The organism is Streptomyces sp. NPDC048291 (assembly GCF_043201715.1).
In the GTDB taxonomy this organism is placed as follows: domain Bacteria; phylum Actinomycetota; class Actinomycetes; order Streptomycetales; family Streptomycetaceae; genus Streptomyces.
Genome location: NZ_JBICZC010000009.1, coordinates 166,984 through 189,314, shown reverse-complemented (window position 1 = coordinate 189,314; position 22,331 = coordinate 166,984). Strand labels below are relative to the sequence as shown.

The following is a 22,331-nucleotide window of genomic DNA, read 5'->3' as shown; positions in this document are numbered from 1 at the left end:
AACGCGATTCAGAAGCGGCGTGTTCCAGGCCTGGAGTGGTCAAAACCCTCCGTTACTGACCGGAGTTGTCCGCTCCAGTGCCGGTTCAGGGGTTGTGCCCCGGTGGCGCATTTCTTACACAGAGCGACCGGACGGATGTGGGGCGTGTTCGCGGGGCCGGGCCGCGGGTTGGCTCAAGTCGATCGCTCCGGTGGCCGGGCGCCGCCGCCCGCGCGGTGGGACGCGCCGTGTGCGCGGGCGGAGGGGGCGCCCGGAGGGTGGGCACGGAGGGGCGCGAGGAGGGTGCGCGGGGGGCTGTGGGCCGGAGGTAGGGTCGAAGTCGTTCAACACCCGCCGGGGCGGGACCGGGTGACCCCGGGTCCGGCTGCCCGGCGCTTTCGACGGCAGGAGAGATGACCGTGCAGCAGGAGGCCCTGGCCGGCGGCGAGGCGCTGGAGGTCTGGATCGACCAGGATCTGTGTACGGGGGACGGGATCTGCGCCCAGTACGCCCCGGAGGTGTTCGAGCTGGACATCGACGGCCTGGCCTATGTGAAGGGCGCGGACGACGAGCTGCTGCAGGCGCCGGGGGCGTCGGTGCCGGTGCCGTTGCCGCTGCTCACGGACGTGGTGGACTCGGCGCGGGAGTGTCCGGGCGAGTGCATCCATGTGCGCCGGGTCGCGGACCGCGTGGAGGTGTACGGGCCGGACGCGGAGTGACTTTCCGGCCACTCCGCGTGGCGTGGGCGGCGGGTCCGTCGGGCCGGCGCGGTCCGCGTGACCGGCCCGACCGGCGCGGCCGTCAGACGCTGTGGGCGGCGGCGGGGGTGGAGCGGACGAACGCGTGGCCGTCCCACCGCCACTTGGCGGCGGACTTCAGGTCCGGGCAGCAACTGGGCACATTGTCCGAGGAATAGCCGAGCAGGGTGGCGGTGACCGCTCCGCCGGTGACGGCGAAGTCGGTCACGGTGTAGCGGTCCTTGGGGTCGACCAGGGTGGCGACGACGCGGGGGCTGGTGGCGCCGGCGGCCTGGGTGAGGACGTAGACGGCGTCGGGCGGGGTGCCCATGGCCGAGTCGCAGTGGACGACGACCACGGTTTCCGGCCTGCCGTCGCCGTCGAGGTCGCCGCTGGCCTTCTTGACGACCAGTTCCTTCACGGGGCCGCAGTCGAGGGGGAAGTCCACGCCGGTGGTGCCGGGCGGCGCGGCGGCCACGGGGGCGGGTTTCGTCCCGGATCCCGCGGTGGGCTGGGCGGCTTTGGCCGAGCCCGGCTGGAAGAGGGACGACAGAGCGACGACACCGGCCAGCGCGGCGGCGGTGGCCAGCCAGTGCATGGGGCGGGTGTCGGTGTGCGCGAGCTCCGGGACCACGGATTGCTGCACTAGGAGTGTCTCCTGTGAGGCCTGTGCCGGTGGGGGTGGCCTGCATCGTGCCACACGTCACAGTGGGGAGGGAACGGCGGGGTGGGCTTTCGCTGCTGGTGGGGTGCCGGGCTGTGCGGGGGCCGTCAACGGACGAGTGCCGCCGCCGAGTTCCCGGGGGTTCGGGGAACTCGGCGGCGGCACTCGTCCGTTGGACCGGCTGCGGGGACGGGCTCAGCGGCCGGCGCCGCCGTCGGCGTTGGGGCCGTCGTAGTCCTCGCCGTAGGCGCCCTTGGCGGGGCGGCGGCGGCGCATGGGCGGCTCGACACCGTCGGCGAGGCGGCGGGCGGTGAGCAGGAAGCCGGTGTGGCCGATCATCCGGTGGTCGGGGCGGACGGCGAGGCCTTCCACGTGCCAGTTGCGGATCATCGTCTCCCAGGACGTCGGCTCGTTGAAGCAGCCGATCTCGCGGATGGACTCGACGGTCCGGGCGAGCTGGGTGGTGGTGGCGACGTAGCAGCACAGGATGCCGCCGGGGACGAGCGCCTTGGAGACGGCCTCCAGGCATTCCCAGGGGGCGAGCATGTCGAGGATGACCCGGTCGACGTCGGTGTCCGAGAGGTTGTCCTGGAGGTCGCCGACGGTGAGCTGCCAGGCGGGGTGCGGGCCGCCGAAGTAGCGCTCGACGTTCTGCTGGGCGATCTCGGCGAAGTCCGCGCGGCGCTCGTAGCTGTGCAGCATGCCTTGGTCGCCGATGGCGCGCAGCAGGAAGCTGCTGAGCGATCCGGAGCCGACGCCGGCTTCGACGACGCGGGCGCCGGGGAAGATGTCGGCGAAGGAGAGGATCTGCCCCGCGTCCTTGGGGTAGACGACGGCGGCCCCGCGGGGCATGGACAGGACGTAGTCGGGGAGCAGGGGGCGCAGCGCGAGGTAGGCGACGTTGCCGGTGGTCCGGACAACGCTGCCCTCGGGAGCGCCGATCAGTTCGTCGTGCGGGAAGGAGCCCTTGTGGGTGTGGAAGTTCTTCCCGGCTTCGAGCGTGAACGTGTAGTGGCGACCCTTGGGGTCGGTCAGCTGTACCTGGTCCCCGACCTTGAAGGGCCCGCGCCTGCGGGCGGCACCGGTCGGTTCGGACATGTGAACAGCCTACCGGTTCCCGGCAGGGGGCCTGACCGACAGGGGGGCGGGGGTGGGTGCGTCGGGTGCGGGCCGTGGGGGCTGGTCGCGCAGTTCCCCGCGCCCCTTACGGGGCGCTCCGGTGCGGGGAGCTTTCAGGGCGGGGCGCTTTCGGGGCGGGGCGTTTCAGGCGGGCCTGGCCATGGCCCTGACGAAGGCGCGTTCGACGTCTGCGGCTGACAGGACGCCGTAGATCTCGCCGGTCTCCTCGACGACCAGGTATTCGGTGGCGGGGGTGGCGCGCAGGACGTCGAGGAGGTCTTCGCCGGCGAGTTCCGCGGAGACGCGCATGCCGTCGGTGAGGTCCTGGGCGAGGCCGCTGACGGCGACCCAGGGGCGGCGGTGTTCGGGTACGCCGACGATCGCGGCCTCGCGGACGAGGGAGAGCGGGTTGCCGTCGGCGTCGACGATGACCAGGGCGCGGGCGCCGGCGGCGTTGGCGCGGCGCAGGGCCTCGGAGAGCGGTGTGTCGGTCTCGACGGGGACGGCGCGGCGGGTGAGGGTGCGGGCGCGCAGTTCCGGGAGGTGTTCACGAAGCCGGGCCATGCGGAGGCTGTTGCCGGCGCCGGTCCAGATGATCGCGGCGAGGATGGCGGCGAGCAGGGCGTCGGTGACGGCGTCCATGCCGGTGCTGTCGTCGGTGCCGCCGCCGAAGGAGCCCCAGTGGTTGAGCAGCGGGAGGCCGATGAGGACGGAGACGGCGAGGGCGCGGCCGACCCAGGCGGCGGCGACGGTGCCGCTCATGGGCTTGCCGGTGATCTTCCAGACGACGGCGCGGAGCATCCGGCCGCCGTCGAGGGGCAGGCCGGGCAGCAGGTTGAAGGCGGCGACGATGAGGTTGGAGACCATCAGGCCGGCCAGCAGGACGCCGGGGACGGTGCCGGGCTCGACGGGCTGCATGGCGAGGTAGAAGAGGCCGGAGAGGACCAGGGAGAGCAGGGGCCCGACGAAGGCCAGCACGAACTCGCGTCCGGGGGTCTCGGCCTCTTTCTCGATCTCCGAGACGCCGCCGAAGAACTGGAGCTGGATGCGGCGGACGGGGAGGTTGAAGCGGATCGCGGCGACCGTGTGGGCGAGTTCGTGGATCAGGACGGAGGCGTAGAAGGCGATGGCGAAGAAGAGGGAGACGAGGTAGCGGGCGGCGCCGAGTTCGGGGAGCACGCGGTCGAGCTGGCCGCCGAAGACCCAGGTGATCAGTGCGGCGACGACGAACCAGCTGGGCGCGACGTACACGGGGACGCCGAAGGGCCGCCCCATGAGCAGTCCGCCGCCGGGTTCCTTGGGCCGCTGCGGCGGCTGTCCCTTGGTCATGCCGGGCGGGGACGGCGCGGGTGCCGGTCCGTCGCCTGGGCCGGGAGCGGCGGTGGGAGTGGGAGTGGCGGGGGGCGCGTCGTCGCGGGCCTCGGGCGCCTTCTGGGCCTCAGGGGGTTCCGGGGCCTCGCGGGCTTCGGACGCCGAGGGGGTCTCGGGAATCTCGGGGGTCTCGGGGGTCGTATCGGTGTGCGGTGCGGGCGCGGGGTCCGGTGCGCCGGCCGTCTCGGGCTGCCCGGGCTGCCCGGGCTCTTCCGGCGCCGCCGTGGTCGCCGGTTTCCCGGGGGTCTGCGGGACTGGGGGTGCGGGCTCCTCGCCGGTCGTCTGCCGTGTCGGTTCGGCACTGTCCGACCGGGGCTGCCCGCTGCCGCCGCTCACGTCCACGGTGTCCCCTCGATAGATGCGTCTTCTCTGGTCGATGGTATGCGGCTGTCGTGGCGTGTTCCGCCCCGGCACCCCCTGTGTTGGCCGGGGCGTCGTGCGGGTTGGGTGACTGTCAGTGGCGGGCCGTATGGTCTGTGGTCATGGACAGCAGCATCGAGGACGCCGCGCGGGATCGGGGCGCGGTCGTCGCGCGGGGAGACGAGCCGGTCACGGCGGTTTCGGGGCGGGCGGCCGCGCCGCCCGTCTCGCTGTCGCCGTCGCGGGCCAGTGACTTCATGCAGTGTCCGTTGCTGTACCGGTTCCGGGTGATCGACCGGCTGCCGGAGAAGCCGAGTGAGGCGGCGACGCGGGGGACGCTGGTGCACGCGGTGCTGGAGCGGCTCTTCGACGCGCCCGCGGCGGAGCGGACGGCGCCGCGGGCCAAGTCGCTGGTCCCCGGGCAGTGGGACCGGCTGCGGGAGTCCAGGCCGGAGCTCGGGGAGCTGTTCGCGGAGGATCCGCGGGGCGAGCGGCTGGCGCGCTGGCTGGGTGAGGCCGAGCAACTGGTCGAGCGCTGGTTCACGCTGGAGGATCCGGTCCGTCTCGAGCCCGTGGAGCGGGAGCTGTTCGTGGAGACGGAGCTGGAGTCGGGGCTGCGGCTGCGCGGGATCATCGACCGGGTCGACGTGGCGCCGACGGGTGAGGTGCGGATCGTCGACTACAAGACGGGCAAGGCGCCGCGGCCGGAGTACGCCGAGGGCGCGCTGTTCCAGATGAAGTTCTACGCGCTGGTGGTGTGGCGGCTGAAGAACGTGGTGCCGAGGCGGCTGCAGCTGGTCTATCTCGGCAGCGGTGACGTGCTGACGTACGACCCGGTCCTCGCCGATCTGCAGCGGGTCGAGCGCAAGCTGCTCGCGCTGTGGGAGGCGATCCGGGAGGCGACGGAGTCGGGTGAGTGGCGGCCGCGGCCGACGAAGCTGTGCGGCTGGTGCGACCACCAGGCGCACTGCCCGGAGTTCGGCGGCACACCCCCGCCGTATCCGCTGCCGGTGAGGTCGGCCGCGTCCGGGGACGTGGCGCAGGGCAGAATGGGCGCGGACTAGCAGAAGGAGACTCACCGTGGCCATCCGCGTCCTACTGGTCGACGACCAGCCGCTGCTGCGTACCGGGTTCCGGATGATTCTGGAGGCCGAGCAGGACATCGCGGTCGTGGGCGAGGCCGGAGACGGCCTGCAGGCACTCGACCAGGTGCGCGCCCTCCAGCCCGATGTGGTGCTGATGGACATCCGGATGCCGCGGATGGACGGCGTGGAGGCGACCCGGCAGATCACCGGTCCGGGACGGGACGGTCCGGCGAAGGTGCTGGTGCTGACCACGTTCGATCTGGACGAGTACGTGGTGGAGGCGCTGCGGGCGGGGGCCAGCGGCTTTCTGCTGAAGGACGCCCCGGCCAACGAGCTGGTGCAGGCGATCCGGGTGGTGGCGAACGGCGAGGCGATGCTGGCGCCGAGCATCACGCGCCGGTTGCTGGACAAGTACGCGACGCATCTGCCGTCCGGTGAGGAGCCGGTGCCGGACACCCTGCACACGCTCACCGACCGTGAGGTGGAGGTGCTGAAGCTGGTGGCGCGGGGGCTGTCGAACGCGGAGATCGCCGCGGACCTGTTCGTCAGCGAGACCACGGTGAAGACCCATGTCGGGCACGTGCTGACCAAGCTGGGGCTGCGGGACCGGGTGCAGGCGGCGGTGTACGCGTACGAGAGCGGTCTGGTGCGCCCCGGCGCGCAGTAGACGGCGGTACGGCCGCGGCTGCGCCTGTGACACGGCTGCCTGTGTGAAGGGGCCCCTCTCCCGGCCGGGAGAGGGGCCCCTTCACGTGGTGTGACCGGGTGTCAGCTGCTGGAGCCGCGGCCGAGCTCCCACAGCTGGAGGCTGGCGGAGGAGTTGAGGGCGTAGGCGACGCCCGTGATGTCGTCGCGGGCGGCGACGTACTGCTTGCCCTGCCACAGGGGCAGCACGGGGACGTCGGTGGCGACGTCGTCCTGGATCTCGTTCAGGCTGCCGGTGGCGCTGGCGCGGTCGGCCTCGCGGCGGGATTCCGGGATCAGCGTGTTGATGATCCGGTTGTTGACGTAGGGCGACTTGAGGAAGTTGTCCTTGTCGAGGAACGGCGCGAGGAAGTTGTCGGCGTCGGGGAAGTCGGGGAACCAGCCCATGCCGTAGACGTCGTAGGCGCCCTTGCGCTCGGCCGTCTGGTAGGTCGACCAGGGGGTGCCCTCGATGCTGACGTCGAACAGCCCGCTGTCGTTGAGCTGCTGCTTGAGGACCTCGAACTCCTGCTTGGTGGCAGGGCCGTAGTGGTCGGTCGTGTAGTGCATTGTGAGCTTGACCGGGGTGGTGATGTTCGCGGCGGTCAGCAGGCTCTTGGCCTTGGCGACGCTGGGGTCGCCGTACTTGTTGAAGAAGGCGTTGGAGTGGCCGGTGATGGAGGCCGGGACCAGCGAGTACAGCGGCTCGGCCTGCTGGCCGTACACCTTGGAGACGAGTTCGTCGCGGTTGACGACCTGGGCCATGGCCTGCCGGACGGCCTTGGCCTTGACGGAGGGCGCGTCGGTGTTGAAGCCGAGGTAGCGGATCTCCAGGCCGGACATCTCGACGAGGTTGACGTTCTTGTCGGTGCCGGCGTCGAGCTTGTTGATCTGGGCCGGCGACATGGAGCGGGTCATCACGTCGATGTCGCCCTTGTCGATCGCCTCGCCCATGGCGGCGGCGTCCTTGTACGAGCGCAGGACGACCTGCTCGTTGTTCACCTTCACGCTGCCCTTGTAGTTCGGGTTCTTGGTGAAGGTGGCGGAGACGAGCTCGTCGTTCTTGACGTCGGCCTTGAAGGTGTAGGGGCCGGAGCCGTCGATGTCGAAGCCGTCGCGGAGCTTGTCCTTCTCGTAGTCCTTCGGGTTCAGGATGCCCGCGACCGGAGTGGACAGCTTGTACGGGAAGGTGGCGTCGGCGGTCTTGAGGTGGAAGACGACCTCGCGGTCGCCCTGCGTCTCGATGGTGTCGATGTTCGTGAGGAGGCCGTAGACCCCACTGTCCGACTTGATGCGCAGGGCGCGCTCGATGGACCACTTGACGTCCTCGGCGGTGACGGCGTTGCCGTCGGAGAACTTCAGGCCCTCGCGCAGCTTGCAGGCGTAGCGCTCGCTGCCGCTGTCGGTGAAGGAGCAGCTCTCGGCGGCGTCGGGGACCGGGTCGCCCTCGCCCTTGGGCTGGGACATGAGGGTCTGCACGGTCTGGCGCAGGATGTTCCAGCCGCCGACGTCGTAGGAGTACGCCGGGTCGATCGGGGCCGGGGCGTCCTTCGTGGCAGTGAACCCGTCGGTGGTGCCGACGACGATCGCGTCGCTGCTGCTGCTCCCGCTGTCGGATCCACCGCACGCGGCGAGCACCGGAGTGAGCAGGCCGACCACGGCCGGCAGCACCAAAGTCTTACGGTTCATGCTCGAAGTTCTCCAGAGCTGTTCGTGTCCGTGTATCCCGCATACATGGGGTGTCGAAGCGGATCACGGGGGTTACGGCGATGTTCTCGCGACGAGATTAGTCCGCGCCCGCAGGACGGTTGGCAGCGGCGCGAGTTGAGGTCCCATCACGCAGGGGAACCGGTTGTGGACGGACCGAAAACCCGACAGCGGCAGGATTAGTGCAGCCTCTCCCCAATCGGGACACAAGGTCGTCCCGTTTCCCCCCGAACGGGGGTGGGCGGCACAATCGGGCAACGTTGTCGAGCGTCCTACACGTGGGGAACGTCACACGCGCATTTCTGTGACGGAGTATCGGAATTCAGCCGGTTGAACAGTTGCGAATTCCGTTGAATGACCGGTGTCGGGATTTCGACCAATGGACTTTGTACGCTGGGTGAACGGCTAGCCCATTTCCGTCATCAGCCCGCGCAGAAAAGCCAGGTCGACCTCTTCCAGTGAGGTCACCACGGTACGCCGTGCGGCGGGGGCGATCGGCGCGACGGACGGGACGGCGACCACCTGGCAGCCGGCGGCCTCGGCGGCGGCGACGCCCGTCGCGGTGTCCTCCACGACCGCGCATCTGGCCGGATCCACACCCAGTCCGGCGGCGGCGAGCAGATACGGGTCCGGGTGGGGCTTGGTGCGCGAGACCTCGTCGCCGGCGACAGACAGCGCGAAGTGCTGGGGGCCCAGCGAGGTCAGGACCCGGTCGATGATGCGCCGGTGCGAGGCGGAGACCAGGGCGGTGGGGATCTGCTGCTCGTACAGCTCGGCGAGCAGCCGCTGGGCGCCGGGCATCAGCGGCAGGGCGGTGCCGATGCGCGCCTCGAAGCCGTCGTTGAGCAGCACGCTGAGCTCGGCGAGCGTGATGGCGGCGCCGGTCGCCTCGATGAGGAACCCGGCGCTGCGGGTCATGGGGCCGCCGACCACGACATGGCGCCAGGAGTCGTCGAGGGTGTGGCCGAGGCGGTCGAAGATCTCGACCTCGACGTCCCACCAGAAGCCCTCGGTGTCCACCAGGGTGCCGTCCATGTCGAGGAGCACCGCCTGGAGGGCCGAGCCTTCCGCCGTACGGGTTCCGAGCGTGGGGACCGTACTGGTCAAATCCACACACCTCCTTGAGGGACGACCAGGCCGGTTCCCATGCGGGGAACCGGCCTGCTGTGGACCGACCAGTGTACGACTTATCCGATCAGTGTGCTCTGTGGGACACGTCTCGGTGCGGGCGTGCCGCTCAGCGGGCGTTGAAGTACTTCGCCTCCGGGTGGTGGATCACGATCGCGTCCGTGGACTGCTCGGGGTGCAGCTGGAACTCCTCGGACAGGTGGACGCCGATCCGCTCGGGCCGGAGCAGGTCGGCGATCTTGGCACGGTCCTCCAGGTTCGGGCAGGCTCCGTAGCCGAGGGAGAACCGGGCGCCCCGGTACTTCAGGGCGAACATGTCCTCGACGTCGGCCGGGTCCTCGCCGGCGAAGCCCAGCTCGGCGCGCACGCGCGCGTGCCAGTACTCGGCGAGGGCCTCGGCCAGCTGGACGGAGAGGCCGTGCAGTTCGAGGTAGTCGCGGTAGGAGTTGGCCTCGAAGAGCTTGGCGGTCTGCTCGCCGATGCGGGAGCCGACGGTGACGACCTGGAGGCCGACCACGTCCGTCTCCCCGGACTCCTCCGGGCGGAAGAAGTCGGCGAGGCAGAGCCGGCGGCCGCGGCGCTGGCGCGGGAAGGTGAACCGGGTGCGCTCGTTGCCCTGTTCGTCCAGGATGATCAGGTCGTCGTCCTTGGAGACACACGGGAAGTAGCCGTAGACGACGGCCGCTTCCAGCAGGTTCTCCGTCTGGAGCTGGTCGAGGAGGCCGCGCAGCCGGGGCCGGCCCTCGGTCTCGACGAGTTCCTCGTAGGTCGGTCCCTCGCCGGTGCGGGTCTGCTTGAGGCCCCACTGGCCCTTGAAGAGGGCGCCCTCGTCCAGCCAGCTCGCGTACTCCTTGAGCTGGATGCCCTTGATGACGCGGGTGTCCCAGAACGGCGGGGTGGGCACCGGGTTGTCGACGGCGACGTCGGAGCGGACGTGGCCCTCCTCGGGCCGCTCCTCGGTCTCGACGGTGGCCGCGGGCCGCACCCGGCGCTGCTTCAGCTCGGGCAGCACGGCGCCGGGCACCCCGCGCTTGACGCCGATGAGCGCGTCCATCAGGCGCAACCCCTCGAAGGCGTCGCGGGCGTAGCGGACCTCGCCCCCGTAGAGCTCGTGCAGGTCCTGCTCGACGTAGGCGCGGGTGAGGGCGGCGCCGCCCAGGATGACCGGGTAAGTGGCCGCGAGGCCGCGCTGGTTGAGCTCCTCCAGGTTCTCCTTCATGATCACCGTGGACTTGACGAGCAGGCCGGACATGCCGATGACGTCGGCCCGGTGCTCGTCGGCGGCCTCCAGGATCGCGGAGACGGGCTGCTTGATGCCGAGGTTGACGACGTTGTAGCCGTTGTTGGACAGGATGATGTCGACGAGGTTCTTGCCGATGTCGTGCACGTCGCCGCGGACGGTGGCGAGCACGATGGTGCCCTTGCCCTCGGCGTCGGACTTCTCCATGTGCGGTTCGAGGTGGGCGACGGCGGTCTTCATGACCTCGGCGGACTGGAGGACGAACGGCAGCTGCATCTGGCCGGAGCCGAACAGCTCGCCGACGACCTTCATGCCGTCCAGGAGGGTCTCGTTGACGATGTCCAGGGCGGCGCGGGTGGTCAGCGCCTCGTCGAGGTCGGCCTCCAGGCCGTTCTTCTCGCCGTCGATGATGCGGCGCTTGAGGCGCTCGTCCAGCGGGAGGGCGGCCAGTTCCTCGGCCCTGCCGGCCTTGAGGGACTTGGCGGTGGCGCCCTCGAAGAGGGCCATCAGCTTCTGGAGCGGGTCGTAGCCCTCGGTGCGGCGGTCGTGGACGAGGTCGAGGGCGGTCTGCACCTCCTCCTCGGTGAACCGGGCGATCGGCAGGATCTTGCTGGCGTGCACGATCGCCGAGTCCAGGCCCGCCTTGACGCATTCGTCGAGGAAGACGGAGTTGAGCAGGATGCGGGCGGCCGGGTTGAGGCCGAAGGAGATGTTGGACAGGCCGAGGGTGGTCTGGACGTCCGGGTGGCGGCGCTTGAGTTCGCGGATCGCCTCGATGGTGGCGATGCCGTCCCCCCGGGACTCCTCCTGGCCGGTGCAGATGGTGAAGGTCAGGGTGTCGATGAGGATGTCCGACTCGTGGATGCCCCAGTTCCCGGTCAGGTCGTCGATGAGCCGTTCGGCGATCTCGACCTTCTTCTCGGGGGTGCGGGCCTGGCCCTCCTCGTCGATGGTCAGCGCGATCAGCGCGGCGCCGTGCTCCCGCGCCAGCTTGGTGACCTTGGCGAACCGGGACTCGGGGCCGTCGCCGTCCTCGTAGTTGACGGAGTTGATGACCGCGCGGCCACCGAGCTTCTCCAGGCCGGCCTGGATGACGTCGACCTCGGTGGAGTCGAGGACGATCGGCAGGGTGGAGGCGGTGGCGAAGCGGCCGGCCAGCTCCTCCATGTCGGCGACGCCGTCGCGGCCGACGTAGTCCACGCAGAGGTCCAGCATGTGGGCGCCCTCGCGGATCTGCTCGCGGGCCATCTCCACACAGTCGTCCCAGCGGGCCGCGAGCATGGCCTCGCGGAACTTCTTGGAGCCGTTGGCGTTGGTGCGCTCGCCGATGGCCAGGTAGGAGGTGTCCTGGCGGAACGGGACCGTCTGGTAGAGGGAGGCGGCGCCGGGCTCGGGGCGCGGGCTGCGCTCGGGCGGGGTGACGCCGCGGACCGTCTCCACGACCTGGCGCAGGTGCTCGGGGGTGGTGCCGCAGCAGCCGCCGATGAGGGAGAGGCCGTAGTCGCGGACGAAGTTGTCCTGGGCCTCGGCCAGGCCCTCGGGGCCGAGCGGGAAGTGGGCGCCGTCCTTGGTGAGGACCGGCAGACCCGCGTTCGGCATGCACAGCAGCGGGATGCGGGAGTGCCGGGTGAGGTAGCGCAGGTGCTCGCTCATCTCGGCGGGGCCGGTCGAGCAGTTCAGGCCGATCATGTCGATGCCGAGCGGCTCCAGCGCGGTCAGCGCGGCGCCGATCTCGGAGCCGAGGAGCATGGTGCCGGTGGTCTCGAAAGCCATGGAGACCAGGAGCGGGACCTCGGTGCCGAGGGCTGCCATGGCGCGGCGGGCGCCGAGGACGGAGGCCTTGGTCTGGAGCAGGTCCTGGGTGGTCTCGACGATCAGGGCGTCGGCGCCGCCGGCGAGCAGGCCCTCGGCGTTCTGCTGGAAGCCGTCACGGATGGTGACGAACGGCACATGGCCGAGGGTGGGCAGCTTGGTGCCGGGGCCGATGGAGCCGAGGACCCAGCGCTGCCGGCCGTCCCGGGCGGTGAAGTCGTCGGCCGTCTCGCGGGCGATGCGGGCGCCGGCCTCGGACAGCTCGTGGACGCGGTCGGCGATGTCGTACTCGGCCATGGCCGCGTGGTTCGCCCCGAACGTGTTCGTCTCGACGCAGTCCACGCCCACCGAGAAGTACGCCTCGTGGACGGAGCGCACGATGTCGGGGCGGGTCAGGTTCAGGATCTCGTTGCAGCCTTCGAGCTGCTCGAAGTCGTCGAGCGTGGGGTCCTGCGCCTGGAGCATGGTGCCCATGGCTCCGTCGGCGACCACCACACGTGTGGCGAGCGCCTCGCGGAGCGCGGACACACGGGTCCGGCTGTCGGCGGAAGGGGACGGTGGCAACGAGGCCATGGAAGGGCTCCCTTGGATGCGACGGCTGTCGGCTATGCGGTTTCCCCGGGCGGACCCGGGTACGGACGCACGGCGCCAGCGTAACCGGGAGTGGGCTTGGATGGGCAGGGCGTCCATGTGGCGGACGAGTGACCGGCGGGGCGGGCAGTATGACCCCGGCCATGGCGTTTCGGCCGCTCACGGGTCATGGTGCGGGGCGGACGTGCGTGGCCGGACACCCAAGGGCGGGTCACGCGTGAAGTAACGGATGTCGACCACCCATTAGCGGTGAGTCGGCATGGACCGGTAGTGTTCGGCATTGCCGAACGATGATTACGGCGCCGTGACGGTGAGGGTCACAGGGGACGGAGGCAGAACGGCGATGGCACGGAACATCCAGTCGCTCGAACGGGCGGCCGCGATGCTGCGGCTGCTCGCGGGCGGCGAGCGACGGCTCGGCCTGTCGGACATCGCCTCGTCGCTGGGCCTCGCCAAGGGCACCGCCCACGGCATACTCCGCACCCTCCAGCAGGAGGGGTTCGTCGAGCAGGACGACGTCTCGGGCCGCTACCAGCTGGGCGCCGAGCTGCTCCGGCTCGGCACCACCTACCTGGACATCCACGAGCTGCGGGCCCGGGCCCTGGTATGGACGGACGACCTGGCCCGCTCCAGCGGGGAGAGCGTCTACCTGGGCGTGCTGCACCAGCAGGGCGTGCTGATCGTGCACCACGTCTTCCGGCCCGACGACAGCCGGCAGGTGCTGGAGATCGGCGCCATGCAGCCGCTGCACTCCACCGCACTCGGCAAGGTGCTGTCGGCCTACGACCCGGTGGCGCACAGCGAGGCGCTGGAGGCCGACCGCAAGCCCTTCACCGACCGCACCACCTGTGACCTGGACGCCTTCGAGCACATCCTCGACATCACGCGGGCCCGCGGGTACGCGGCCGACGTGGAGGAGACCTGGGAGGGCGTGGCCTCGGTCGCGGCCCCGATCCACGACCGCCGCCGGATGCCGGTGGGCGCGGTGGGCATCACGGGTGCGGTGGAGCGGCTCTGCAAGGACGGGGAGCTGCGTCCCGACCTGATCGCGGCGGTGCGGGACTGCGCCCGCGCGGTCTCGCGGGACCTGGGCGCGGGCCGGTTCTGACGGCGCACCCATGATCAACGACTGATCGACGACTGATCGACGACCGAGGCCGGTTCGCGTGTGGCGGACCGGCCTCAGCCGTACCCTGAGATGGACATAACAGGTCAAATCCGCAGATCAGTGGAGCTAACGCAGGACACCCGGCGGACGACCCGACTCATCGATAACCCACAGCAATCAATAACGATCGCGCTTTCGATAACAGAACTCTTGACGCGCGCGTAACGCCGGGGCAAGACTCCCGTCCATCGGTCGGCATTGTCGAACACTTACCGGCAATACGCGCTAGAGTGTGACAACGCCATAGGCCGACATCGCTCTCACCCCCGAGGGCGCCAACACCCCGAAGGGACTCGGGGTTCGGCTTCCCTGGACGAAGGACAAAGGAGTCGCGGGTGTCCAGCTCCGACATCTTCATCGGCGAGACCATCGGTACCGCCATACTCATCCTGCTCGGCGGCGGCGTCTGCGCCGCCGTGACCCTCAAGGCCTCCAAGGCCCGCAACGCCGGCTGGCTCGCCATCGCCTTCGGTTGGGGCTTCGCCGTCATGACGGCGGTCTACATCTCCGGACCGCTGTCCGGTGCCCACCTCAACCCGGCCGTCACCGTCGCTCTCGCCATCAAGAACAGCGACTGGAGCAACGTCCCGGTCTACTTCGCCGGACAGCTGCTCGGCGCGATGATCGGCGCCTCCCTGGTATGGGTCGCCTACTACGGCCAGTTCCACGCGCACCTCACCGACAAGGAGATCGTCGGCGGCCCGGGCGCACAGGCCACCAAGACCAAGGCCGTCGAGGCCGAGGAGACCGGCGCCGGTCCGGTGCTCGGCATCTTCTCCACGGGTCCGGAGATCCGGAACGCGGTGCAGAACCTCGCCACGGAGATCATCGGCACCGTCGTGCTGATCCTCGCGGTCCTCACCCAGGGCCTCAACGACAAGGGCAACGGCCTCGGTGTGCTGGGCGGCCTCATCACCGCCCTGGTGGTCGTCTCCATCGGTCTGTCGCTCGGCGGCCCGACCGGCTACGCGATCAACCCGGCCCGTGACCTCGGCCCGCGCATCGTGCACGCACTCCTCCCCCTGCCCAACAAGGGTGGTTCCGACTGGAGCTACGCCTGGATCCCGGTGGTCGGCCCGCTGATCGGCGGAGCGATAGCCGCGGGTATCTACAACGTCGCCTTCGCTTAGACCAGCAGGCCTCGCCCAAGAAACAGACGTACCGCCACACAGCACGGACCTCTGAGGAGCACACAGTGACCGACGCCCACACCGCAGGCCCCTTCATCGCCGCGATCGACCAGGGCACCACCTCCAGCCGCTGCATCGTCTTCGACAAGGACGGCCGGATCGTCTCGGTCGACCAGAAGGAGCACGAGCAGATCTTCCCGAAGCCGGGCTGGGTCGAGCACAACGCCAACGAGATCTGGACCAACGTCCAGGAAGTCGTCGCCGGGGCCATCCAGAAGGCCGGCATCACCCGCGACGACATCAAGGCCATCGGCATCACCAACCAGCGCGAGACCACCGTGCTGTGGGACAAGAACACCGGTGAGCCCGTCCACAACGCCATCGTCTGGCAGGACACCCGCACCGACGCCCTCTGCAAGGAGCTCGGCCGCAACGTCGGCCAGGACCGCTTCCGCCGCGAGACCGGCCTCCCGCTCGCCTCCTACTTCGCCGGCCCCAAGGCCCGCTGGCTGCTCGACAACGTCGACGGCCTCCAGGAGCGCGCCGAGGCGGGCGACATCCTCTTCGGCACCATGGACACCTGGGTCATCTGGAACCTGACCGGTGGTGTCAACGGCGGCAAGCACGTCACCGACGTCACCAACGCCTCCCGCACCCTTCTCATGAACCTGCACACCACGCAGTGGGACGAGAAGATCGCCGAGTCCATCGGCGTGCCGCTGCAGATCCTCCCCGAGATCCGCTCCTCCGCCGAGGTCTACGGCGAGGTCACCGGCGGATCGCTCGGCGACCTGCTCGGCGGCATCCCGGTCGCCTCCGCGCTCGGCGACCAGCAGGCGGCCCTGTTCGGCCAGTGCTGCTTCTCCGAGGGCGAGGTCAAGTCCACCTACGGCACCGGCACCTTCATGGTGATGAACACCGGTGACAAGATCATCAACTCCTACGCGGGCCTGCTGACCACGGTCGGCTACAAGATCGGCGACCAGCCGACCGTGTTCGCGCTGGAGGGCTCGATCGCCGTCACCGGTTCGCTGGTGCAGTGGATGCGCGACCAGATGGGCCTGATCTCCACCGCGGCCGAGATCGAGACGCTCGCGCTCTCGGTCGAGGACAACGGCGGCGCCTACTTCGTGCCGGCCTTCTCCGGCCTGTTCGCCCCGCACTGGCGCTCCGACGCCCGCGGCGTGATCGCCGGCCTGACCCGGTACGTCACCAAGGCGCACCTGGCCCGCGCCGTCCTGGAGGCCACCGCCTGGCAGACCCGCGAGATCGCGGACGCCATGGTGAAGGACTCCGGCGACGAGCTGGTGGCCCTCAAGGTCGACGGTGGCATGACCGCCAACAACCTGCTGATGCAGCAGCTCGCCGACGTCCTCGACGCGCCCGTGGTGCGCCCGATGGTCGCGGAGACCACCTGCCTCGGCGCCGCCTACGCCGCCGGCCTCGCCGTCGGCTTCTGGTCCGGCACCGACGAACTGCGCGCCAACTGGCGCCGGGCCGCCGAATGGACCCCCCGCATGGACGCGGAGACCCGCGACCGTGAGTACAAGAACTGGCTCAAGGCCGTCGACCGGACCATGGGCTGGATCGACGACGACGAGAGCTGACGAGAGCGCACAAGCTCTCACGATCGAGCTCTGACGAGGAGTAAGAACCCGACATGACCAGTCAGTCCACCCTGCAGTCCGTACCTGCCCTGGGGACGCACCCGGCCTCCGGCTCGCTTCCGAGCCGCGCCGAGACCAGGGAGCAGCTCTCCAAGGCGTCGTACGACCTTCTCGTGATCGGCGGCGGCATCCTGGGCATCTCCACCGCCTGGCACGCCGCGCAGTCCGGGCTCAGGGTGGCACTGGTCGACGCCGGCGACTTCGCCGGCGCCACCTCCTCCGCCTCCTCCAAGCTGCTCCACGGCGGTCTGCGCTACCTGCAGACCGGCGCGGTGAAGCTGGTGGCGGAGAACCACTTCGAGCGCCGTGCGGTCTCCCGCCAGGTGGCCCCCCACCTGGCGAACCCGCTCACCTTCTACCTCCCCGTGTACAAGGGCGGTCCGCACGGCGCGGCGAAGCTCGGGGCGGGCGTCTTCGCCTACTCCGCGCTCTCCGCGTTCGGTGACGGCGTCGGCCACCTGCTCTCCCCCGCAAGGGCCCAGCGGGACGTGCCGGAGCTGCGCACCGAGAACCTCAAGGCCGTCGCGGTCTACGGCGACGACCAGATGAACGACGCGCGCATGGCGCTGATGACGGTCCGCGCGGCCGTCGAGGCGGGCGCGGTCGTCCTCAACCACGCCCAGGTCACCGGCCTGCGCTTCACCAAGGGCCGGGTGACCGGTGCCGACCTCAAGGACGCGGTCTCCGGCGAGGAGTTCGGCGTCAACGCCCGGCTGGTGCTCAACGCGACCGGCCCCTGGGTCGACCACCTGCGCAAGATGGAGGACCCGAACGCGGCCCCGTCCATCCGCCTGTCCAAGGGCGCGCACCTGGTCCTGAAGCGGACCGCGCCGTGGAAGGCCGCGCTGGCCACCCCCATCGACAAGTACCGGATCACCTTCGCCCTCCCCTGGGAGGACATGCTGCTGCTCGGCACCACCGACGAGGAGTACGAGGGCGACCCGGCGGACGTCTCCGTCACCGAGAAGGACATAGCCCAGATCCTGGACGAGGCCGCGTTCTCCGTCCGGGACCAGCAGCTCGAGCGCGACCTGATCACCTACTCCTTCGCCGGCCTGCGGGTGCTGCCGGGCGGCCCCGGCAGCACCGCCAAGGCCAAGCGGGAGACCGTGGTCACCGAGGGCAGGGGCGGCATGCTGTCCGTCGCGGGCGGCAAGTGGACCACCTTCCGGCACATCGGCCGCACCGTGATGGAGAAGCTGGAGGCGCTGCCGGGCCATCCGCTGGGCGACGACTTCGAGCCCATCGCCTCGCTGCCGAAGAAGCTGCCGCTGCCCGGCGTCGCCAACCCCCGTGCCGTCGCCCACCGCCTGCTGGTGGACAACCCGGCCCCGGGCCCGCGGATGGCCGCCGACACGGCGAAGCACCTGGCCACCCACTACGGTTCGCTGGCCTTCGACATCGCCCGCATCGCCAACGAGGACCCGCTGCTCGCCGAGCGCGTCCACCCGGACGCCCCGGAGATCTGGGCGCAGGTCGTCTGGGCCCGCGACCACGAGTGGGCCGAGACCGCGGACGACGTGCTGCGCCGCCGGACCACCCTGACCATCCGCGGCCTGGCCACGGACGACGTCCGGGCCAAGGTCCAGGACCTGCTCGACAAGAAGTGAGCCGTACGGGCTCGACAAGAGGTGAATGACGACCGGCCCCTCCCCTGACCGGGGCCGGACACGCGAGGGGCGGCTCCCCCTCCCCTTGGGAGCCGCCCCTTTCGCATGCCCGCCGTGCCCACGGGTCGCATGCCGCCGCCATGTGCCCGCCCTATCTGCCCGGGCAGGGCGCCCGTGCCACCGGCCGCCCCCCGAACACACCCGCGCGCTCCCTCACACGTGTTTCGAACAGCGGCTTCGCCAAAGGTCCTGCGACTAGAACGGGTCGTTACGGCACGCAGGCACGGGCACGCAGGCTCGGCGGTATGCGGTGCCGGCACGGCACGACCGGGAGCGGCATATGCGCGGCGGATGGCAGAGTGCCCGGGTGCGGCGGCGCCTGGGGTTGTCGGCGTGCGCGGCGGCCCTCGCCGCCCTCACCGGGGTACTGCGGTTCTCGTGGGACGACGCCGCCACCGAGGGCGTCCTGGTCTCGGCGATCGGCACCCTGGTGTCGGTCGCCGCGCTCGTGGCCGACGTGCTGCGCGGCGATGCCGACCCGGCCCCGCGGTCGGCCGAGGAGGACCGGCGACGGGCCGCCGACGCGCTGGCCGAGGCCGTACGGGAGCAGTGGGCGGCGGAGGCCCGGCTGCGGCGGCTCCGGGACCCGGAGCCGATCGAGGTGGGCTGGGCGCCCGCGGACCGGCGGCTCGCCGACCATCCGGAGAACGTCGGACGCGGCGGCCGGCTCCCCGCGCCCCGGGCGTGGCGGGTCGAGGACCTGGCCGCCTGGTTCGCGGGCCTCCCCGGCCGCCGGCTGGTCGTCCTGGGCGGCCCCGGCGCGGGCAAGTCCGTGCTGGCGATGCGGTTCGTCCTCGCCCGGCTCGCCGCCCGGCGCCCGGGCGGACCGGTGCCGGTGCTCTTCCCGCTGGCCGGCTGGGACCCGAGGCACACCGGGCTGCGCGACTGGCTCGCGGACCGGCTGGCCGCCGACTACCGGCCGCTGGGCGCCGTGCTCGACGGGTCCCGCACCCTCGCCCGCTCCCTGCTGGACACCGGTCTGGTGCTGCCGGTCCTCGACGGCTTCGACGAACTGGCCCGGCCCGCCTACGGGGATGCCGTGCGGCGCATCAACGCCGAACTCGACGACGACCTGCCACTGCTGCTCACCAGCCGCCGCGCGGCCTGGTCGGCCGCGGTGGCCGACGGCGACGTGCTCACCGCCGCCGAGGTGGTCGAGCTCCTGCCCCTGGACCTCGCCCAGGCCTCGGCCCACCTGGAGCGGACGGCACGGCCGCTGCGCACGGCGGACGGGGCGCCCGGCACCGTGTGGACGCCGGTGCTGCGGGAACTCGCCCGGCACCCCGGCTCCGCCCCCGCCCGGGCGCTCACCACCCCGCTGATGGTGACGCTGGCCCGCGCGGTCTACGGCGACACCTCCCGGGACCCCTCGGAACTGCTCGACGGGGAGCGCTTCGCCTCGGTGGGCGCGGTCGAGGAGCACCTGCTCGGGGCCTTCGTACCGGCCGCCTTCGCGGACGCCGATCCGGGTACGGCCGCGGACGCGGTACGGCGGCTCACCCTGCTGGCGCGGGCGCTGCACCGGCGGGACACCGGACGGCTGGCGTGGTGGGAGCTGGAGTCGCTGCTGCCGCGGGCGCTGCGGGTGTTCGGGCCGGGGCTGCTGTCCATGGCCGTGCTGTCGGCGCTGCTGGTGCCCGTCACGGTCACCCGTGCCGTGCACCGGCTGACGGGTGTCGAGGACGTCCTGTCGCTCGTCGCCGCGCTGGTGGGGCAGACCCTGGGCTTCGCCTTCGGGGTGGCGCGGCTGCTGCCGGACGGCCCGGACCGGCCGGACGGCGGACCGGCGGGCGGCGGCCCCGACCCGCGGTTCCTCGTCCGGCAGGGGCTGACCGCCGTCGGCGTGACCGGGGTGCTGTGGGCGGCCTTCGCGTACGCCGACGACCTGCGGTTCGGCTTCCGCTTCGGGTCGGTGACCGACGGCTGGCTGCCCGATCTGCTCGGCGGGGGCCTGTTCTCCCTCCTGTTCACCCTGTTCTTCGGCACCGCGGGACTGTCCCGGCGGCCGGTGCCGCTCGGTCTGCCGTGGAGCGGTGCCGGGGAACGCGCGACGGCCCGGTTGTGCGGGGCGGTCCTGCTGCTCGGCGGGGCGGGGGCGGCGGGGACCGTGCTGCTGGGCCGGACCGGCGATCCCTGGACGGTGCTGGTGGGCGTCACGGCCGCGGGGGCGGGCACCGCCCTGCTGGTGAGCGCCACCCGCCGGGCCGGACGGGAGGGCGCGCTGCCGGCCCGGCCCGGGCGGGTCGTACGGCGGTTCGCGGCGGGCCTGGTCCGGGGCACCGCCGTCACGCTGCTGACCGGCGTCACCGCCTGCACGGTCGCCGGGCTCGCCGCCACGGGTGTGACCCTCCTCAAGTCCGGTGCCGCGCCCGACCTCGCCGGACGGCACCTCGACGGCTGGCGGTTCACGGAACGCGACGGGGTCAGGACGGCGGCCACGGCACGGCCGCTGCGGGGAACGCTGCTGCTTCCCGGTGCCGGGGCCCGGCCGATCGCCTACCCGTGGGGTGCGGAGCCGCCCGACTGCACGGTCCCGCTCGTGCCGGAGCGCAGGTGCGTGGCCTTCCGGTCGCGGGAGACGGAGTTCGAGTCCCGGGGCGGAGCGGTGACCGTGCGCCTCGCCGGGCCGTCGGCCGGTGGGCGGGCGACGGTCGCGTACGCGGCCGACCTGCGGTCGGTGCTGCCGTCGGACGCCCGGGCCTGGCTGACCCAGGGCCCGGCGACGGCGTTCGCGGCCCGGTGCCTGCCGCCGTTCGTGGCCGCCGGAGTGCTGGTCGGGCTGGTGGGCGGCTGCGTGTGCGGGGTCTACCGGGCGCTGAGCGTGCCGTCCGACACCATGCGCGCGACCGGCCCCGGGTCCTCCCTGCGCACGGACCGCACGGCGTCCTTCACCCGGGGCGGTGTCGTCGCCCTGCTCGTCGCCTGCGTCTGCGTACCGGTGGTGCTGCTGCCCGGCGACTGGGGCGGACTGGTGCACGTCGGCACCCAGCTGTGGCTCCCGATGGGCACCACGGCGGTGGCCCTGAGCGCCTGGGGCCGGTTCGCCGTCGCCCGGGTCTGGCTCGGGGCGACCGGCAGGCTGCCCTGGCGGCTGATGGCGTTCCTGGAGGACGCCCACCGGCGGGGCGTCCTGCGCCGGTCCGGGGCGTACTTCGAGTTCCGGCATCTGCGACTTCAGTCGCACCTGGCACACGACGGCACCCCCGCCTCCGGCCCCGGCACCACCCCGGCCGACACCCCGCCCCTGCCCCGCGAGGCACCCGCCGGACCGGTCGGGGAGAGCGGAGACAGACCCGCCTGAGGCATCCGTCAGAGTCCCACGGTCCGCCAGCGCCCCAAAGGGGCGCGAGGAACTGCGCGACCAGCCACGACGGCGCCGCGGACGGCAGTCAGCGCATCCGGCGCGGTGTTGGTCCTGGAGGCACCGCGACTGCTCGCGGTGCAGGACGAAGCCTGACCGCGGACGCCTGACCAGGCCGCATAATGTGACCGAGACATCGGATGTCTGAGCGACAGGGAGGCCGGTATGGCAGTCACCGATGAGGCGATCGAGAAGATCAAGGACATGATCGTCTCCGGTGCGCTGCGCCCCGGAGAACGGTTGCCCAAGGAGAGCGAGCTCGCCGCCGAACTCGGCCTGTCCCGCAACTCGTTGCGGGAGGCGGTACGGGCCCTGTCGCTGATCCGGATCCTGGACGTCCGGCAGGGCGACGGGACGTATGTCACCAGCCTGGACCCGCAGTTGCTGCTCGAGGCGATGAGCTTCGTCGTCGACTTCCACCGCGACGACACGGTCCTGGAGTTCCTCGCGGTGCGCCGGATCCTGGAGCCGGCCGCGACCTCGATGGCCGCCTCCCGGATCAGTGAGCAGCAACTGGACGCGCTGGACGCCCAGTTGGACGCGCTCGGCGCCGAACCCTCGGTGGAGGAACTGGTCGCCTGCGACCTGGAGTTCCACCGGGGCATCGTGCAGAGCTCGGGAAACTCGGTGCTGTGCTCGCTCCTTGACGGACTGTCGGGGCCGACGACCAGGGCCCGGATCTGGCGCGGCCTGACCCAGGAGGACGCGGTCGCCCGGACCCTGCGGGAGCACCGGGCGATCCTGGCCGCGCTGCGCGACCGGGACGCGGAGGCGGCCCGGTCCTGGGCGACCGTGCACATCGCGAGCGTGGAGCAGTGGCTGCGCAGCAGCCTGTGAAGCGCTTGCCGGCTCCCCGGA

At 71.4% G+C, this 22,331-nt stretch carries 15 protein-coding genes; 9 read left to right on the top strand and 6 right to left on the bottom strand.

From position 1 onward, the window contains the following. Positions 1–392 precede the first annotated feature (392 nt). The gene (locus ACGF5O_RS24910; RefSeq protein ID WP_362584271.1) at positions 393–698 is read left to right on the top strand and encodes a ferredoxin; all 306 of its coding nucleotides are present in this window, start codon (positions 393–395) and stop codon (positions 696–698) included. Between the two features lie 82 nt (positions 699–780). Here the strand turns inward: ACGF5O_RS24910 and ACGF5O_RS24905 are convergent, their stop codons facing one another. From ACGF5O_RS24905 to ACGF5O_RS24895, 3 genes are all read right to left on the bottom strand, one after another. Next, the gene (locus tag ACGF5O_RS24905) at positions 781–1,362 is read right to left on the bottom strand and encodes a hypothetical protein (protein WP_393812083.1); all 582 of its coding nucleotides are present in this window, start codon (positions 1,360–1,362) and stop codon (positions 781–783) included. Positions 1,363–1,575: 213 nt separating this feature from the next. Next, positions 1,576–2,478 carry a tRNA (adenine-N1)-methyltransferase gene (locus tag ACGF5O_RS24900; RefSeq protein ID WP_089103073.1) on the bottom strand — a complete coding sequence of 301 codons (903 nt, stop codon included), beginning with the start codon at positions 2,476–2,478 and terminating at the stop codon, positions 1,576–1,578. Positions 2,479–2,643: 165 nt separating this feature from the next. After that, positions 2,644–4,212, bottom strand: a complete 1,569-nt coding sequence (locus tag ACGF5O_RS24895) for a site-2 protease family protein (RefSeq protein ID WP_393812082.1) — start codon at positions 4,210–4,212, stop codon at positions 2,644–2,646. Between the two features lie 140 nt (positions 4,213–4,352). Between ACGF5O_RS24895 and ACGF5O_RS24890 the strand changes: the two genes are divergently transcribed. Continuing rightward, the gene (locus ACGF5O_RS24890; RefSeq protein WP_393812081.1) at positions 4,353–5,294 is read left to right on the top strand and encodes a RecB family exonuclease; all 942 of its coding nucleotides are present in this window, start codon (positions 4,353–4,355) and stop codon (positions 5,292–5,294) included. A gap of 16 nt (positions 5,295–5,310) precedes the next feature. Next, a complete protein-coding gene (locus ACGF5O_RS24885; protein WP_030608351.1) occupies positions 5,311–5,982 on the top strand; it encodes a response regulator transcription factor in 672 nt (223 codons plus the stop codon). 101 nt (positions 5,983–6,083) lie between these two features. Here ACGF5O_RS24885 and ACGF5O_RS24880 read toward each other — a convergent pair whose 3' ends face one another. The 3 genes from ACGF5O_RS24880 to metH all read right to left on the bottom strand — a co-directional run bounded on the left by ACGF5O_RS24880 (position 6,084) and on the right by metH (position 12,459). Then, positions 6,084–7,688: an ABC transporter substrate-binding protein gene (locus ACGF5O_RS24880; RefSeq protein WP_393812080.1), complete on the bottom strand. Its 1,605-nt coding sequence runs from the start codon at positions 7,686–7,688 to the stop codon at positions 6,084–6,086. 423 nt (positions 7,689–8,111) lie between these two features. Further along, positions 8,112–8,813: an HAD family hydrolase gene (locus ACGF5O_RS24875; protein WP_393812079.1), complete on the bottom strand. Its 702-nt coding sequence runs from the start codon at positions 8,811–8,813 to the stop codon at positions 8,112–8,114. A gap of 130 nt (positions 8,814–8,943) precedes the next feature. Beyond that, positions 8,944–12,459, bottom strand: coding sequence for a methionine synthase (gene metH / locus ACGF5O_RS24870; protein WP_393812078.1), 3,516 nt, complete (start codon positions 12,457–12,459; stop codon positions 8,944–8,946). 361 nt (positions 12,460–12,820) lie between these two features. Between metH and ACGF5O_RS24865 the strand changes: the two genes are divergently transcribed. From ACGF5O_RS24865 to ACGF5O_RS24840, 6 genes are all read left to right on the top strand, one after another. Continuing rightward, the gene (locus tag ACGF5O_RS24865) at positions 12,821–13,585 is read left to right on the top strand and encodes an IclR family transcriptional regulator (protein WP_351490182.1); all 765 of its coding nucleotides are present in this window, start codon (positions 12,821–12,823) and stop codon (positions 13,583–13,585) included. A gap of 395 nt (positions 13,586–13,980) precedes the next feature. Then, positions 13,981–14,775 carry an MIP/aquaporin family protein gene (locus ACGF5O_RS24860; RefSeq protein WP_393812077.1) on the top strand — a complete coding sequence of 265 codons (795 nt, stop codon included), beginning with the start codon at positions 13,981–13,983 and terminating at the stop codon, positions 14,773–14,775. Positions 14,776–14,840: 65 nt separating this feature from the next. Further along, positions 14,841–16,382, top strand: coding sequence for a glycerol kinase GlpK (gene glpK, locus ACGF5O_RS24855; protein WP_362594270.1), 1,542 nt, complete (start codon positions 14,841–14,843; stop codon positions 16,380–16,382). 53 nt (positions 16,383–16,435) lie between these two features. Beyond that, entirely contained in the window at positions 16,436–18,052 is a 1,617-nt protein-coding gene (locus ACGF5O_RS24850) for an FAD-dependent oxidoreductase (RefSeq protein WP_393812076.1), read from the top strand. 367 nt (positions 18,053–18,419) lie between these two features. Next, positions 18,420–21,413, top strand: coding sequence for an NACHT domain-containing protein (locus tag ACGF5O_RS24845; RefSeq protein WP_393812075.1), 2,994 nt, complete (start codon positions 18,420–18,422; stop codon positions 21,411–21,413). 225 nt (positions 21,414–21,638) lie between these two features. Next, complete coding sequence (locus tag ACGF5O_RS24840; protein WP_351703999.1) at positions 21,639–22,310, top strand: FadR/GntR family transcriptional regulator; 672 nt, start codon at positions 21,639–21,641, stop codon at positions 22,308–22,310. The last annotated feature ends 21 nt before the right edge of the window (positions 22,311–22,331 follow it).